The organism is Lawsonibacter sp. OA9, assembly GCF_022440585.1.
On sequence record NZ_JAKNTI010000022.1, the window covers coordinates 2,552,628 to 2,569,629 of the forward strand.

The window sequence follows — 17,002 nt, forward strand, 5'->3', positions numbered from 1 at the left end:
TTGCGCGCCCCGGCATCCGGCCTCTCAGGCCGGCTTTGCCGGGGCGCATATTTTGTGTCCGCTTCCTGTCACTTTAACACCAGCCGGCTCTGGGCAGGAGGAGGAGCCGTGGTCCCACGGGCCACCAGCTGAGGATGGCACTCCACCTTGTACCGCGGCACTGTGCCGGCCGCCCCAGCTCCCCCCGGAGGCATTTTGAGCTTTTGCAGCAGCACTTCCACCGCGCTCCGGGCCAACATCTCAGTGTGCTGATCCACTGTGGTCAACGATACACCGGTCAGCCGGGAATAAAATAAATTATCAAACCCCAGCACCGATACATCTTCCGGCACAGAAATGCCCCTCTCTCGAAGGGAGTCAATCACTCCGTATGCCAGCATATCATTGATACAGACAATGGCGGTGACTCCCTGGTCGTACAGCTTCTCGTTCTGGGCCAGCAAGTAACCCGCGTGGTAATCATTGAGCCGTTCGGCCAGGTTGTCCGCCTCCGAATTGTTTTCAATACATAAGACCAGGTCATTGTCGGGCAGATGCTGTGCGAAATAGGCTTTCAGCCCGTTCAGCCGCTCCGTCCGAGCAGTGTTCCGTTTCAGAGGGCTGGTAAGTACAGCGATGCGCTGATGTCCCAGCGCATGGAGGTGTTCAGCAGCCAACCGGCCCGCCAGACAGTTATTCAGCTCTATGATATCTGTTTCCAGATTAGAGATGCGGTCACAAATGGTAACTACCGGTATCTTAGCTGACACCTCAGCAAAGGCAGCCGGATTATCCGGCGGCGACAGCAGGATAACTCCGGGATAGTTATTGCTGACCGCCATCTCCATATACAGCTTTTCCGACTCCGTATCGTGGTAAGTGCAGCAGGAGACCACCTTATACCCCTGGGCGTAACACACGTCCTCGATGCTGCTGAGCATGGCTGTGTAATACGGGTTGGTCACGTTTGCCATCAGCACCATAACGGTCTTGGGCCGAGGCCCCTGCGTAATGGGACGTTTCGCCTTATAGTTCAACTGGGCAGCAGCGGCATAGACCCGGTTGACAGTTTCCTGGGAAAAGGAGGCACTGCCGCTCTGGTTCAGAATCAGAGAAACCGTGGTCTGGGAAACTCCAGCTAAACGCGCCACGTCGTGCATGGTAACGGTAACCCTTTTCATTGTTCAACACCTTGCTCAGCTTTTCAGAATACCACCGCCCAGCAGAGGAGCAGGGAACCCCCTCCGCTGGCCGATGGTAATATTTTATCACAAATTCCAGCCTCTGTATAGTTTTTATGTGCGATACCTTTCGGTTTTGTTCTTTTTATGGTCAATACGGTCATCTAACGCAGGAAGCAGTCCATAGCCTTACCATCCGCCTGAGGCAGTTCCACCCCCAGAAGCTTGGCGTAGGTGGGCGCCTCATCTACCACCAGTCCCCGCTCCAGCGTAGTCCTCTCCCGAAAATCAGGTCCCTTTGCCACAAAGACGGGCTGCGCTCCCAGGTCCGGGAGGTATCCGTGGGTAGCCCGGCCGAAGCGGTAATCGTTCACGTCGAAGTTCTGCACCAGCGGACGCACCGCCTTGTCTCCAAAGGAGGTATAGCCGTCGCTCTCGATCACGAAGCTGAAGCCGCCGTAAAGATGCTCCTCATCTCGTGCTTCCTCGGCTGTGAACAGTCTGCCGATCCCATAAACTCCCTCCTGCCGCAGCTCCTCCAGGCACTGATAGACGGCCTGTTTCAACGCCTGGTCCTCCGGGTCCCGGAGATAGACATTGGAGGACATGGCATTGGAGAAGCAGTAGGCGCGCCAGTCCACTACGTTGCCCTGTTTGTCCACATCGATAAAGCCACGATCAGCCAGCAGCACATTCAAATTGATAGCCCGGCAGATATCCCTCTGTCCATGGTCACTGACCAGAACCAAGTTGGTTTCCTCGGCTACACCGGCGATCCGGCACGCCTCCATCAGCTCCCCGATATACCGGTCCAGATTGGCCCGAGCCTCGTCCAAATAGGAGCTAAACACCCCGTGGGCATGGCGATAAGTATCAAAGGTGCCCGTGTGAACAAACATCACCTCAGGGGCATGTTGACGAATCACATCGCTGGCCACATGGATGATGAAGTCGTCCACCGTGGGCCACTGCATGAAATTCTTTTTGCCGCCTTTTTCATAGCCAGCGGGCAGGTACCTCTTATTCGCCTCTATGATGTCCAGCATAGCAGGGCTGGAACCCGCGTCGGCGAAGCTGCTGCGCAATGTGTCTCCAGGATGGGGCATCCAGTATTCAGCCATCAGCCAATCCACATTCTTGTTCCCAGCGGTAACAGGCCAGGAGATGGCGCCTGTGGTATACCCGGCTTTTTTTGCCGCCTGGAAGATGTCCTCCACCTGGATGGCGTCGCTGAACCACAGCCAGTTGTCATCCTTGTTGGTGGTGGTAAAGGAAAAGTTACTGGTGACACCGTGCTTTCCCACATAGCATCCGGTCATCATGGACACATGGGCCGGATAAGTCACAGAGGGATATATGGTACGCATACCTCCCGTGACCTCACAGCCTCCCGCCAAAAATTTCTGAAAATTAGGCAGCCTCCGCAGGGCGTCTACGTCCTCACATACCATAGCGTCTACGGAGTAGACTAAAATACGTTTTTTCATTGCAGCATCTCCTTATTTGCGTACTCCGCTCCCGCCCGCCGGCAGGCCAGAGTCCTATCGGCTCAACGCCTTTTGCACCGCCCGGGCCCAGCCATCCAGCCGTTCCAGGCGCTCCTTCTGTTCCATCCGCGGCCGGAACAGCTGTGTCCGCCGAAGCCGTTCCAGCTCCGGCAGGTCATACAGTCCCATAGCCAGTCCAGCCATTTGTCCCGCGCCCACGGCTACCAGCTCCTCATACTTTCCAAGGACAACAGGGCGGTCCATAATGTCACTCTGAAATTGCGTCAAATAGCGATTTTTCGTAGGCCCCCCAGCCATCCGCACCTGACTGGCAGGCGCGCCCATATCCCGCTCCATGGCTCTCACGATATCGGCCACTTGGTATCCAATGCTCTCTATCCCAGCTCTGACCAGCTCCGCCCGCCCGGTCAGCCGGCTCATCCCCACAAAGCAGGCAGAGGCGCCATCGTCCCAGTAGGGCGCTCCGATCCCCGTGAAGGCAGGTACCAGATAAGTATGGTCACCTGGGTCAGCCCGACAGGCCAGCGCCTCGGTTTCCTCTGGGCAGGACACCAGCTCCAGACCGTCCTTCAGCCAGGTGGTGACCGCTCCAGCATAGTTCACCACACCCTCCAGAGCGTATACAGTCTTTCCATTCATCCGCCAGGCCACCGTGGTATTGAGCCCATTCTGGGACTCCAGCGGTTCTTCTCCAATATTCATCAGTACGCAGGTGCCTGTTCCGTGACCCGCCATGCAGTCCCCCCGCTCCACGCATCCGTGTCCAAAAAGGGAGGCATGGGAGTCCCCGATAGCACTTCGGATCGGCACCGGATGGTCCAGCAGTCCTCCCAGATCTGTCTGTCCATATTCCCCATCAGAGCCGCACACCTGGGGCAGCACTGACATGGGGATATCAAATATCCGGCACAGCTCCGGATCCCACTCCATGGTATGGATATTAAACAGCTGGGTGCGGGAGGCGTTGCTGCAATCCGTTTTGTGGACTTTTCCTCCGGTGAGCTGCCAGATCGTCCAAGTATCCATGGTGCCGATGCAGAGCTGTCCCCGTTCAGCCTTCTCTCTGGCCCCAGGCACATGTTCCAGCGCCCAGGCCACCTTCCCGGCAGAGAAAAAGGAGGAGGGGACCAGCCCGGTACGCCGCTGAATCTCCGGATAATCGCCTCGTTCCTGGATATGGCGGCACAGCTCCGCCGCTCGGTTACACTGCCAGACGATAGACTCACACACCGGCCTGCCTGTATCCCGCTCCCACAGGGCCACGCTCTCCCGCTGATTGGTGACCGCCACGCCGGCCAGCCGCCGGGAATCAATCCCGCTGTCCCGTACCGCCGCCTGAGCAACCCGAATAATATTTTCCGCGATCTCCTGGGCATCGTGCCCCACCCATCCCTGGGCGCTGATTAACTGCCGGTGGGGCAGGTCCCGGCGCAGGACGAACTGGCCCTGGCCATCCAGCAGGATCGCTTTGGTCCCCTGGGTGCTCTGGTCAATCGACAAAATATAGCCTCGTTCCATAGAGATCCTCCTTTCCCGCTCCTTTCACAATTTTATTCCTGGGGAAAAATCAGTTCATTGATAGCCGGCCACACCAGCGCTACGGAGAGGGCGGCAGCAGCGGCCAAAAGCAGCATGGCCCACGGCAATACAGAAATGGGATAAAGCAGCAGGAACACACAAAGCGACCCGTACACCGCCCCCATAGCCAACAGCGTACGGGGGAGCCGGGCGAAGGACAGCAGCGCAGCGTCCCACAGCGCTGAAAAGAACGGTATGCTACTGTCCGCCAGCAGAGGGACCAGATATACGCCCGTCATTGCCGCCAAAAACAGCGACAGGGATATAAAGAGCCAAAGCATTGTCCGTCCCGCTCCATCCAACTGTCCAGCTACGCTGGCGCTCCAAAGGATAATCAGCAGGTACAGTCCTACCACCGCTTCCAGCTGGATGCCCCGCCAGAATTTGGCTTTAAATACATACCAAAAGTCTACCCAGCAGCTCGAATTTCCCCGGTCATCAGCCCGTCTGGTCAGCACCCCATTCATGGCCAGCAGCGCCGGTCCTACTGTGAGCAGCGGCAGAGAAAAGGCCGTGAATAGGAAATTGGCCAGCAGCAGAGCCTTCCACTCCTCCAGAAAAAGCCGTTTAAGCAGTTCCGTTGTCTGTCCCATGTATGCCTCCCAATGTATGGACGGTCAAGAGATCACGATGTGTCCCTCCGAAGGGGCATCCGGCAGGACCGCCACATCTCTTATTTTCTGGATCTGGACATCATACACGCCGTCGCCGGCAGTGGATACCCGGATCGCTCCGTCTGTGCTGTTGTAGAATACCTCGGCCCCACCGGCTATATACCGCATTGCCACTGTCCGGCTGGCCACGCTGTCGAACATCCCCACCGCGATCTTGGGAGACATGGCCTGAACGAAGTCCTTGCCGTTGGAGGTATCCTTGCCGTGGTGGTTCATTTTTACCACATCGCTAGCAATATCCTGCCCATACGTCTCTGTCAGCGCCTGTTCCCCAGTAATGTACAGATCGCCGCTAGTCCAAAAGCTAGACTGACCATAGGTCAGACGCATGGCAATCGAACCGTCATTGGCGTCCAGATAGCCGCCGGCCACCTCCTCCGTATCCCCCGGAGTCGGACCAAACACCTGGACTTGGACTTCCTCCCCCAAAGAGAAGGCGTCCCCCGCCTCTAAAACTTCACAGGGCAGGGACAGTTCTTCTATCTTTTCCATCATGGCTCGGTAGGTCCCGCTGTCATATTCATGCCCATTGACATAGACCTGCCCGATTTCAAAATTGTCTGCTACTGTGACAAACCCTCCCACATGGTCCGCATGCGGATGAGAGAGGACCAGAACGTCGATCTTATCTACACCCATAGCCAGCAATTGGTTCGTCACCTCCTGCCCTCCAGGTACGTTTCCACAGTCCACCAGCATCACCATCCCATCCGGCGAAGTATAGACCGCGCTGTCGCCGGTGGTGACCGCCTCCTTACCCGTTCCGTAGATCGTCTGCAGATAAAGGTAGCGGGCGGTCAATTTCCCTTGGTCTTGGCTGGTGTCAAAAACCAGATCAAAGTAATCCTCCGGCTGGGAAATTTCTCCCTCTTTCAAAGCCGAGGAGCCAGAAGCGGAGTCCCCTGGTCCTGACGCGGACACAGATGTGCCGCTCTGACCGCCGCTGATATCCCCTGGCTCTCCCGCACACGCGGCCAGCATCGCTAGCGCCAGAAGGGAAGTCCAGAAAAGTTTATGTTTCATGACCAAGTTCCCCCTTTATCATCGGAAAAGGGGGGGCAGGGCTTGGCCCTGCCCCCACATGGGAAGTTATGCTATACCTGGAACACCGTCCGCTCAGGGATTGGACATATTGTATAGGTCAATCGCTTCCTGGATGGTCTCCTCAGCAGTCTTGATGACGTCGTCGATGTTAGCCTTAGGATCGCTGGACACGGTTTCGATGGCCAGCTTGTTAGCCACCTTCATCTCGTTGGAGATGGGGATATAGGGGTTGGTAGCGGAGTCGTCAGAGGCGGCCAGGGACTCGTACACGCCGGTAACGGCGGGGAAGGTGTTGGCCACATAGTCGTTATAAGTATCGCTGGTATAGGACTCCTGGTTGGGAGCCAGATAGCCGGTGGCGACAGCAAAGGAAGCGGCCTGCTCGCCGGTGCTGGCGAACTTGATAAATTCATAGGCGCCCTGCTGTTCAGCGGTGTCGCCGGTGTTGCAGATCCACAGTCCGGTGCCGCCGGCGGGCTCGCCGGAATTCATGCCGGCCTCAGTGGCGGAGATCATGGGGATGATTCCCACTTCAAAAGCGCCGTTGGCAGCGTCCAGAATCTTGGTGGTCATAGAAACCACGCCCATGAACATGGCGCAGTCGCCGGAAGCCATCTGGGGAATAACCTCAGCCTGGTAGTCAGAACCGTAGGCCACACACAGCTTTTCCGCGTGGAGCTTCTGATACACGTCCAGCATATTGTAGATGGCGTCGTGTACTTTGGCATCCTTGGTGTACAGACACTCGGTGATCCGCTCGCTGCCCAGGCCGTTGTTGTTGTTATATGCCTGCAGGCCCTCACGGCCCAGAGCGGCGTTGAAGTAGAAGCCATCGGGATGGAAGCCGACGCCGTAGGTGGTATAACCGCCCTCGACCAGTTTGACGCAGGCGTCATAGAGATCGTTGAAGCTCTTGATCTCCTTGGGATCGATGCCGGCCTCAGCCAGCATATCGGCGTTATAGTAAATGCCGGGATAGCTGTAGCCCACGGGGTAACCGACCTGGTTGCCCTCGTTGTCGCAGTAAGCGGTGCGGATGGCTTCCCAGGTGCTCTCCAGCTCAGGCCAGCCGTTGGTATCGGCGTCGATAAAGCCCTGGAGCGGGACACAGTATTCAGCCGTGGCGTACATAGCTACGTTCTCCACAGGACCAGAGAACATGGAGGGCAGATCGGCCTGGGCGGTAGAGCCCAGCTTGGCGTTCAGCTCGGTCTGATTGCCCTGATACTCGATGGTCACATGATAGGCGTCCTGGCTCTCATTGAAGGCGTCAATCACCTTCTGCAGGTGGTCCACGTTGGCCTGGCCAAAGGCGGTCCACCACAGAACCTCGACAGGCTCGCCGGAAGTGGAGGGGGTGCTGGCGCTGGTGCCCGCGCCGGAAGACGCGCTGCCCTTGCTGTCGTCGGGCTTGTCTTTGCTGCCGCAGGCCGCCAAGCTCATAGTCATGGCAAGCGCAAGAACAATGGATAAGACCTTTTTCATACTAATGCTCCTTTTCCAATTTTTTATAAAAAGCCTCTTTGCTTTTTACAACATCAGGATAGGCCTCAGCCCTTCAGGCCGCCGGCTGTCATGCCCTTGATAATGTAATCCTGACCCAAAATATAGATTAGGACCGAGGGAATGATAGCTACCACGGCGCCGGCCAGAATATGTCCGTAGTTCACCACATCGGCTGTGACTAGATAGGAGATTCCAATCTGGATGGTCCGCATCTCGTCCCGGCTGGTGACCAGCATAGGCCAGAAATACTGGTTGTAGATCTGGACGAACAGATAGATCGCCAACGAGGAAATGGTAGGGATGGACAGGGGCATAGCCACACGGAAGAGAAACCCCATGTCACCGCATCCATCCAGAATAGCGGCCTCCTTATAATCTTTGGGCAGGGTCATAAAATACTGCCGCATTAGGAAAATAGCGGTGCCCGAAATGAGGGAGGGCAGGACCAAACCGATATAGGTGTCAATCAGGTCCATGTTCTGAATGGTAACATAGTTGGTGATGACCACCACCTCGCCGGGGATCATCGTCGTCATCAAAATCAGGGTAAACAGCAGGTTTTTCCCAGGGAATTTGAAGAACACGAAGCCGTAGGCTGCCAGACAGGAGATTATGACTTGGGCCACGATACACACCAAGCATACCACGGCAGAGTTTTTCAGATAGTGAAGAATGGGGATCTGCCGAAAAACCTGAGCATAGCTCTCCAGGGTGGGGTTGGCTGTGATCAGCTTCAGGGGATAGGTCATCAGCTCCTGATCCGTCTGCAGCGAGAAGCATACGCCGACAATCAGCGGAGAAATGAACAAAATACCGATGATCGTCTTGAGAGCAAAGGAGGATATCTCTCCCGCTATTTTCTTCTGATGGGGCGTAATCATTGGTAATGCACCACCTTTTTCTCCAGGGCGAACTGGATCCTGGTGAACAGGAAGATCAGCCCAAACAGGAACAGGGCCTGCACGCAGGCCGTTTCAAATCGACCGTTAATAATGGCGTTCTCGTATATGTAGTAGATTAGTGTCTTCGTCTGGTTAGCCGGACCGCCCTGGGTCAGCAGTCTGATCTGAGCAAAGCTCTTGAACGAACTGCCGATGTTCAGAAACAGGACAAAGAAAATCTGAGGAGAGGCCATTGGAATAATAATATCCTTAATTCGGCGGAAAGGGCCGGCCCCGTCCAGCAGGGCACTCTCCAGCAGGTCCTCAGGCACATTCCGAAAGCCTACCAACAGGAAGATGAAACTCACGCCAATATGCATCCAGATTGTCATAGCGCAGACCGCCCAGATGGCATGGGGCATCTCGTTTGTCCAGGCGATCTCCGTACCCAGAATATTATTCAGCAGGCCGTTCTTCTGGCGGTAGATAAACAAGAAGATAGCGGCAGCCGGGGAGGAGGCGATGGCCATGGGCAAGGCGTACATGGTCTGGTAGACCTTGGAAAAACGGACCTTTTTAGTCGCCATCAGGGCAAAAATCATGGCGACAATAAAGGTAAAAAACAGGTTGATAGCGGCCATCTTCAAGGTAACGGCCACCACATCCCAGAAGGAGTCCTTGGTCAGCACTCGAATCCAGTTGTCCGGACCAACCCACTGGGTAAAGTTACCCTGCTTATTGGTCAGCGCGAAGGACAGTACAATAGTCTTGATAAAGGGATAAAAGGTAAACAGCGTGAACAGGGCCATAGCAGGAAAGATCAGTACATAGGGCAGCGGTTTGACCCGTCCCAGGCGCCGTTCCTTCCCCGGTTCCCTTTGGAGTTTGCTCAAAATTTTCACCCTTCCTCTGTTCGCTCAAAGCATCAAACGGTCATCCACCCGGCCTCAGGCCAGGATGGGATAAGGGCACGGGGGAGAGAACAGTTCAAGGGCCATACGGTCCCGGAAGCCCCGCATAGGGGTAAAGGTAAACCGCTCCACCACCCGCTGGTCCTCGGGCAGCCGAGGAACAGAGACGGTCAGGACACGTTTCCCCTGATACCGAAACACATGAGCCGCATATCCGAACAGCTGTTCAGTATAACCCTTGCCCTGAAGCTCTGGCAGGACAAACATGGTCCTGACATGGCCGCAGTCCTCAGGAGTCTCCTCCTCGTTTTCCATCCAGACAAAGCCCACAGGGCGGCCCTTTAGGCGGCAGACAGCCAAATAATCCGGATTGTAGGCCGTCAGCTCTCTGGCCCGTGCCAGCCACTCCGCTTCGTCAAAGGGCACTTCCGCTCCCTCTGTCTGCCGGGCGTGGGCTCTGGCCAGTTCCTCCAGGACCTGACTCTCCTTGTCTAAGTCCACCGGGTCCACAGCCATATTGATGTCGGCTCCCGCTACGCCGCTCCAGGCCCGCCGCAGTTCCGGCGGGAGGTGGGAGCCGTCATTCATGTACTCCACAGAGAAATTGCCCTCCCGGTCTACATGAATCAGGCTGACCGAGGTGTTGTCCCCATGGCCTACCACTTTCACATCAGACATGGGCCGCCCCATCATAGCGCATAGGCCAGCCTTGATGGTACAGGAGTGGGATACGCACAGGGCATTCCCGTCCCCCACTTCCCGGGCAATGCGCCGCAGGCCGAACAGCAGACGGTCTGCCACCTGCTGAAAGGTACTGGCCCCCGGAGTAGTATTGGCCCAGGGGTGCTCATCCCAATCTTTGCTTTCTTTGGGATATTCCTTGGCAATATTGCCCCAGGCCATATCCTCCCAGACACCAGTGGTGACTTCCCGCAGGTGGATCCTCACTCGGATGGGCAGCCCTCGCTCCTTGGCGATGGGCTCCACTGTCATGATAGAACGGAAGGCGTCGCTAGAATAGATGCCGTCGATAGGGATATCCCGAAAACGGCGGCGAAGCATCTCATTTTGCAGATAGCCCTTCGTGGTGACCAGAGCGTCCGTCTGTGCCTGAGTCCGCCGGCAGGCGTTTCCTTCTGACTCGCAGTGCCGGACCAAGTAAATGTTTGCCATTCCAGATTCTCCCTCCATTCCGCCTCGTTACTATTAGTAAAATTTTAACGATTTCTTTTAAGAATTTTCAATTTTATTTTACACATATTTTATTACTTAGTCAAGATTTTTTGTTTAATTCTTGTAAAAATTGTGTAAAATATCTCCTTAAATGTTTTTTAATATTATTAATATTACATATAAAGGCCGCCGTTTATATTCATGGCATCACCAGTCACATAGCTGGACAGGTCGCTGGCGTAGAACAGCACCGCGTTAGCAATGTCCTCGGCAGTGCCGTACCGGCCCAGGGGGATATAGGTCTTGGGGTCCTTCTGGGACCAAGAGAGCGTTTTGCCCATCGGCGTCAGGATATTGCCAGGACACACAGCGTTGGAGGTAATGTTGTATGCGGCGCCATGAAGCGCAAAGCATTTGCTCAGGTTCAGGATGCCGGCCTTGGCCGCCGCATAGGAGGCGTCAGAACTTCGGCCGCCCCGCAGCGCCGCCAGAGAGGACATATGGACGAGCTTGCCGTAATTCTGCTCCTTCATGACGGCAAATACCGCCTGGGTGCAGAAGAACATAGCCTTCAGGTCAATGTTCATCATCTTGTCCCAGCTCTCCAGACTGATCTCCTCTATAGGTGTGGAGCCGGTAATGCCGGCGTTGTTGACCCACACATCGATCCGGCCGAACAGCCCCTTGACCTCTTCAACCTTCTCCTTGATATGGTCAAAGTCCGCCACGTTGAACAGCACACACTTGGCCTGCCCCCCCTGGGCGATGATGTCGTCCACCACCCTCTGGGCCGTTTCCATATTGATGTCAGTAATGACCACCTTGGCCCCAAACTCCGCCAGGCGGCGGGCAATCGCCTCGCCAATTCCCCGGCCGGAGCCGGTGACCACGGCCACCTTATCTCGCATAAACATATGGTCCATTGACCCGATCTCCTTTCCTGTCGGGCAGGCGGGGTCATCGCCGCGCCCGCCCCTCCGAAGGGCGGCAGGAGGCCGCCCTTCGGGTCCGTTAAGCCTTATGAACCGCGGCTCCGAAGGCGTCCAGAGCGGCCTCCCGCACCATCTCCGCCAGAGAGGGGTGGGCCACTACCATCCGTTCCCACTCCTCCAGAGTCAGCTTTTTGTCTACCGCCAGGGCCCCAAAGGCAATCAGTTCAGAGGCATTTTCTCCGACGATAGTAACGCCCAGAGTCTGCTTGGTGGCCTTATCCGCCACCACGAACACCCGTCCGGAGGCTCCCTCCGCCAGCGCCATACCATTGGCGGAGTAGTCAAAGGTACCCAGAGCCGGATCAAAGCCAGCCTCTTTGGCACTGTCCGTATTCAGTCCCACAGAGGCAAAGCAGGGATTCGTATAGACGCAGCTGGGCACAGGTGCCCGGTCTTTGGGTGCCTTGCCTGTCAAGATATGGGTCAGAGCCGCTTCGCCCTCGGCGTAAGCCGCATGGGCCAGCTGGATCCCTCCCGCTACATCCCCGATGGCGTATACGCCCTTCAAATTTGTGCGCTGGGCGCCGTCTACCAGGATGTGCTTCTTCTCGCTCAACTTCAGTCCCAGGTCCTCCGCGTCGATCCCGGACAGATTGGGGCGTCGTCCCACCGCCATCAACACCTGATCCGCTTCTACGCTGTCCTGCTTTCCGTCCAGCTCATAGACCGCCCGCAGGGCGCCGTTTCCTTTCTCCACCCGCAGCATCTTAGCCCCGGTGAGAATACGGATCCCCTGCTTTTTCAGCGCAGATACCACCATATTGGCAGCTTCCTTCTGATCCCGGGGCAGCAGACTGGGCAGCATCTCAATAATCGTGATCTCAGTGCCGTAGCAGGCAAAGGCGCTGGCCAGTTCCAACCCGATGACACCGCCGCCCATCACCACCATACGGCGGGGCAGCCGCTCCAGATTCAGCGCTCCGGTGCTGTCAATCGTCAGCTCATGGCCGGGGATGGGCACCGTCATGGGGACCGAGCCGGTGGCGATCACCACATTTTTCCCCTTGTACTCCTGTCCGCCGCAGCGGACCACCCGGTTTTTCTCCAGACTGGCCTCGCCGTTTATCACGGTGACGCCGCACTTTTTCAGCAGAAACTGTACGCCGCCCACCAGCTTGGCCGTCACTTCCCCTTTGCCCTTCTGAATCTTGCGGAAGCTGAAAGAACCGGCATCCCGGAAAATCTCCCTGTCTACCAGCGAGCGGACCTTTTCCATGGCGTTGGCCTTGTCCACCAGGTATTTAGTAGGGATGCAGCCTACGTTCAGGCAGGTCCCACCCAGATGCTCCTTTTCAAACAGGGCTACCTTCTGCCCCTTTTTAGCCGCGGCGATGGCTAAAGAGTATCCCCCCGGGCCGCCGCCCAGCACCAAAATATCAAACGTTTCCACAGCGAATTCCTCCTCAGCCCAGCATCAGGGCAGGATTCTCCATCAGCAGCTTCAGCTCACGCAGGAACTGGGCTCCATAAGCTCCGTCAATGATCCGGTGATCGAAGGAGCCAGTCACGCTCATCATATGGACGGGCTGGAACTGCTGTCCGTCCCAAACAGGCTGCACAGCGATCCGTCCCACCGCCAGGATACAGCTCTCCGGCGGATTAACGATGGCAATAAACTGATCCACGTCAAACATACCCAGATTGGAGATGGTAATGCTGCCGCATCCCATGTCCGAGGGGGCCAGTTTGCTGTCCCGGGCCTTTTTCACCACCTGGCGGTACTTGTCCGCGATCTCCTCCAGCCCCATTGTGTCGATCCCCTTTACCACAGGTACCAGCAGAGCGCCATCCAGACCCACAGCCAGACCCACATTGGTGTGGCGGTAGACCCGGACCTCGCCCCCTTCACAGCGGGCGTTGACCAGAGGGAACTTTCGGGAGGCCACGGCGATGGCCTTGGCCATAATGTCGTTGTAGGACAGCTTGACGCCCCGCTTCTCCTGATAGCTCTGCTTGAGGGCCATGCAGGCCTCCATATTGATATTTACCGTACACTGCCAAGCCGGGATGTTCTGGACGGACTCCAGCATCCGGCGGCCAATGACCTCCCGGGTCTTGGTCATGGGCAGGACCTCATATTCCGCCTTGGCGGGCGCAGCAGCCGGAGCGGGCAGGGCCTGCTCTGCCGCCAGAGCCGCCGCCTGGGCTGCGCGCACATCCTTACGGGTAAGCATCACCCCATTGGCCGGAGTCAGACCGGCCAGCTCCACACCCAGCTCCCGGGCCAGCATTTTGGCGTTGGGCATAGCGGGCCACAGGGCCTTGGCTACAGCGGGAGCAGCGGGACGAGGGGCGGGAGTAGCGCCCTTGATGATGGGGATATATTCCTCCTCATCCAGAACGCCGGCGGCAGGAGCGGCAGGGGCGGCTGGTGCCTGAACCGCAGGAGCGGCAGCAGGACGGGGGGCAGCGGCTCCGCTCCCGATCATCATCAGCACATCCCCGGAGGTGACATCGTCCCCCTCCTTGACCAAAATCTCCAGCACGGTGCCGGCCAGGTAACTCTCTACCGGCAGCACCGCCTTGTCTGTTTCCGCCTCCACCAAAGTATCGCCCCGTTTGACCTTGTCGCCCACCTTGACCAGTACGCTGGTGATCCGGGCCGCGTCGGTGGTCTGGCCGGCGGAGGGCATTTTGATGGGCTGGCCGCCGGCCGCCGGCGCCGGCTTCTCCGGTTCGGGCCGGGCCGCCTGAACCACAGGAGCGGCAGGGGCGGATTCCCCGCTCCGGACATAGCTCTTCCGATCCTCCTCAGAGCCCACGGCTACCAATACATCTCCGGCGTGGACATCGTCGCCCTCCGCGACCAAAACATCCAGCACGACGCCGGCAGCATAGCTCTCTACCGGCAGAATTGCCTTATCAGTTTCCGCCTCTACCAGAATATCGCCCCGCTTGACCGGATCTCCCGCCTTTACCTTGATGCTGGTAATCCGGGCTTCATCGGTGGTCTGTCCGGCAGAGGGCATTTTGATCTGCTGTACCATAGTTCGGTCCCTCCCGATCACAGCTTGGCCAGTTTGCGTGCGCCCTCAATGATGCGCTGGGTAGAGGGGATCACAAACTGCTCCAGCGGCGGAGAGAAGGGGGTAGGCGTATCTGTGGCGCCCAGGCGGACAATAGGCGCATCCAGCAGGGTGATGGCGTTCTCAGCTACATAGGAGCCCAGTTGAGCGCCCCAGCCGCAGTTGTAGTGGTCCTCGTGGACGATCATCAGCTTCCCGGTCTTCTCCAGCGAGGCCAGCACCGTATCATAGTCGAAGGGGACCAGGCTGCGGGGGTCGATAATCTCACAGCTGATGCCCTCCTTCTCCAGCTCTTCTGCGGCCTCCATCGCCCGATACCACATCAGCAGGTTGGCCACGATGGTTACATCCTTGCCCTCCCGGCGGATGGCCGCCTTTCCAAAGGGAACGGTGTAATCTCCCTCAGGCACCTCGCCGGCGGAGCTGAGCTGGCCGGCCTCCTTTCGGGAGCCTCCGTACAGCAGCTTGTGCTCGAATACCAGCACTGGGTTGTTGTCCCGGATGGCCTGCTTCATCATGCCCTTGGCATCATAGGCGGTAGAGGGGCAGATGACCTTCAGTCCGGGCACATGAGTAAAATAGCTCTCCAGGCTTTGGGCGTGCTGGGCACCGCGGTTGGTGGCGCCGCAGGGGGCCCGCATGACCATCGGCACAGACACCTGACCGTTGGACATATAGCGCATCTTGGCCGCCTGATTGACCAGCTGATCCATCATGCAGAACAGGAAATCGCCATACTGCAGGTCGGCCACCGGGCGCATCCCCGCCATAGCCGCGCCGACACACACGCCGGAAATCATGATCTCCGCGATGGGCGTGTTGATGACCCGAGCCTCGCCAATGGGCACCGGCGTGCCGCCGAAGCCCTTATCGTCAGCGGATCTCACATTAGCGCCGAACTCGTCAGCCAGCCCCTTCGTAACGGTAAAGGCGCCGCCCATACCTCCGGGGATATCCTCGTCCTCACCGATGCAGAATACGGTGGGATCTCTTCTCATTTCTTCCGCAATGGCGCTCTTGAGCGCGTCAGCGATAGACATCACAGCCATCACTCATCATCCTCCTTAAACACGTTGATCAGAGCGTCCTCGTTGGCCGGGAAGGGCGCCTGCTTGGCGTATTCCACCGCGTCCTCGATCTCCTGCTCGATAGCCGCCTCTTCTTTTTGCAGTTCCTCCTCCGTGATCACGCCGTGTTCCAGGATCTTCTTCCGGAACAGAACCACAGGGTCCTTGGCAAACCACTCGGCCTCCTCCTCCTTGGGGCGGTAGCCGCAGGCGTCGTTTCGGGAGTGTCCGCCGTGGCGGTAGGTCTTCAGCTCCAGGATAGTAGGACCCTCCCCAGCCCTAGCCCGAGCAATGGCCCGCGTAGCAGCCTCGTTGACAGCCAGCACGTCGTTGCCGTCTACCACCTCGCTGGGAATGCCGTAGATGGCAGCCCGGTCGGCGGCCACGTTCTCCTGCAGGCAGGTCAGGCTGATTGAGGTGGTGGCAGAGTACAGGTTGTTCTCGCACACAAAGATCACCGGCAGCTTCCACAGGCCGGCCACATTCATCGTTTCATGGTAGGAGCCCTCATTGCTGGCCCCGTCGCCAAAGAAGCAGACCACCACATTGTTCTTCTTCTGCATCTTAAAGGCCAGAGCGACACCCGCCGCGATGGGCAGGTTTCCGCCAACGATGGCGTTGGCCACCATAGCGCCCACAGAGATGTCGCCGGTGTGCATAGCGCCGCCCTTGCCGCCGCAGCAGCCCTCGGCCTTGCCGAACATCTCACACATCATGGCCTTGACGCTGATACCCTTGGCGATATCATGGCCGGCGGGCCGATGGGTGGAGGCCATCCAGTCCTCATGGCTCAAATCGTAGAGCATACCGACGGCGCTGGCCTCCTCGCCAGTGCTCTGGTGGATGGTGCCGGGCATGATGCCCTCTAAAAACAGATAGTAGATACTCTCCTCATACTTTCTGATCTCGTACATCTTTTTGTACATTCCAAGGGCTTTTTCTTTCGATGGGAAATCGCTCATGATCATATCCTCCTGCTCATTACATTTTGCCGGCTGTGCCGTATTCCTTCCCACTGTTTTCCAACCAGTCCCGTCCCTTCTCCCCCTCTTTTTATTACTAATATTTTATTTCCTCGAACGTAAAGCAAGTATACTTCTAGCTCTTATTTTTGTCAATAATAGACTGAAAATAAATTTTTTCAAATCTAATTTATCTATTTTTTCTCAACCTTCTTTTACTCACGTTGTTTTTTTATTTTTTCGAACAATATTCTATTTTCTTTTATAATTATTTATTTTTACTAACATTTTTCTTTTATTTTTCTTATTTTTTACATTTCATTTCTCTTTTTATTAATTACTAATATATTTTTCAGGTTGATGGTATTCCTCTTTACCTTTTTATTCGGCACTTTTTACCTTCATTTTACTTGTGTTTCCCAAAATCATCATGTATAATAGCCAAAATCGAGCGATCGATTTAGATCAGGCCGGCAGCCTACTCCATTCTTATAGTCTGTCAGGCTAATAAAGTAAGGAG

14 protein-coding genes are annotated in these 17,002 nt (G+C 56.7%); all 14 read right to left on the minus strand.

What is annotated here, in order from left to right:
• Positions 1–68 precede the first annotated feature (68 nt).
• Positions 69–1,160, minus strand: a complete 1,092-nt coding sequence (locus MCG44_RS13590) for a LacI family DNA-binding transcriptional regulator (RefSeq protein ID WP_147572846.1) — start codon at positions 1,158–1,160, stop codon at positions 69–71.
• A gap of 164 nt (positions 1,161–1,324) precedes the next feature.
• Positions 1,325–2,647 (minus strand): alkaline phosphatase family protein, encoded by a 1,323-nt coding sequence (locus MCG44_RS13595; protein ID WP_240288726.1) that lies wholly within the window; start codon positions 2,645–2,647, stop codon positions 1,325–1,327.
• A 54-nt stretch (positions 2,648–2,701) separates the two neighbouring features.
• Positions 2,702–4,186 (minus strand): FGGY family carbohydrate kinase, encoded by a 1,485-nt coding sequence (locus tag MCG44_RS13600; RefSeq protein ID WP_240288728.1) that lies wholly within the window; start codon positions 4,184–4,186, stop codon positions 2,702–2,704.
• Between the two features lie 32 nt (positions 4,187–4,218).
• Positions 4,219–4,839, minus strand: coding sequence for a DUF624 domain-containing protein (locus MCG44_RS13605; RefSeq protein WP_240288730.1), 621 nt, complete (start codon positions 4,837–4,839; stop codon positions 4,219–4,221).
• Between the two features lie 24 nt (positions 4,840–4,863).
• On the minus strand, positions 4,864–5,943 hold the full coding sequence (locus MCG44_RS13610; RefSeq protein ID WP_240288732.1) for a ComEC/Rec2 family competence protein: 1,080 nt from the start codon (positions 5,941–5,943) through the stop codon (positions 4,864–4,866).
• Between the two features lie 93 nt (positions 5,944–6,036).
• Positions 6,037–7,449, minus strand: a complete 1,413-nt coding sequence (locus MCG44_RS13615; protein WP_240288734.1) for an extracellular solute-binding protein — start codon at positions 7,447–7,449, stop codon at positions 6,037–6,039.
• 65 nt (positions 7,450–7,514) lie between these two features.
• Positions 7,515–8,351 carry a carbohydrate ABC transporter permease gene (locus MCG44_RS13620; protein WP_186852368.1) on the minus strand — a complete coding sequence of 279 codons (837 nt, stop codon included), beginning with the start codon at positions 8,349–8,351 and terminating at the stop codon, positions 7,515–7,517.
• Complete coding sequence (locus MCG44_RS13625; RefSeq protein WP_147572860.1) at positions 8,348–9,244, minus strand: carbohydrate ABC transporter permease; 897 nt, start codon at positions 9,242–9,244, stop codon at positions 8,348–8,350. Before MCG44_RS13625 ends, MCG44_RS13620 begins: the two co-directional genes overlap by 4 nt.
• A 54-nt stretch (positions 9,245–9,298) precedes the next feature.
• Positions 9,299–10,435 (minus strand): GNAT family N-acetyltransferase, encoded by a 1,137-nt coding sequence (locus MCG44_RS13630; RefSeq protein WP_186852369.1) that lies wholly within the window; start codon positions 10,433–10,435, stop codon positions 9,299–9,301.
• Between the two features lie 173 nt (positions 10,436–10,608).
• A complete protein-coding gene (locus MCG44_RS13635) occupies positions 10,609–11,358 on the minus strand; it encodes an SDR family NAD(P)-dependent oxidoreductase (protein ID WP_240288736.1) in 750 nt (249 codons plus the stop codon).
• Positions 11,359–11,446: 88 nt separating this feature from the next.
• Entirely contained in the window at positions 11,447–12,817 is a 1,371-nt protein-coding gene (gene lpdA, locus MCG44_RS13640) for a dihydrolipoyl dehydrogenase (RefSeq protein ID WP_240288738.1), read from the minus strand.
• A gap of 13 nt (positions 12,818–12,830) precedes the next feature.
• A complete protein-coding gene (locus MCG44_RS13645) occupies positions 12,831–14,414 on the minus strand; it encodes a 2-oxo acid dehydrogenase subunit E2 (protein WP_240288740.1) in 1,584 nt (527 codons plus the stop codon).
• A gap of 17 nt (positions 14,415–14,431) precedes the next feature.
• The gene (locus MCG44_RS13650) at positions 14,432–15,502 is read right to left on the minus strand and encodes an alpha-ketoacid dehydrogenase subunit beta (RefSeq protein WP_240288933.1); all 1,071 of its coding nucleotides are present in this window, start codon (positions 15,500–15,502) and stop codon (positions 14,432–14,434) included.
• The gene (locus MCG44_RS13655; protein WP_240288741.1) at positions 15,502–16,482 is read right to left on the minus strand and encodes a thiamine pyrophosphate-dependent dehydrogenase E1 component subunit alpha; all 981 of its coding nucleotides are present in this window, start codon (positions 16,480–16,482) and stop codon (positions 15,502–15,504) included. The genes MCG44_RS13650 and MCG44_RS13655 overlap by 1 nt, the downstream gene beginning before the upstream one ends.
• Positions 16,483–17,002: the final 520 nt, after the last annotated feature.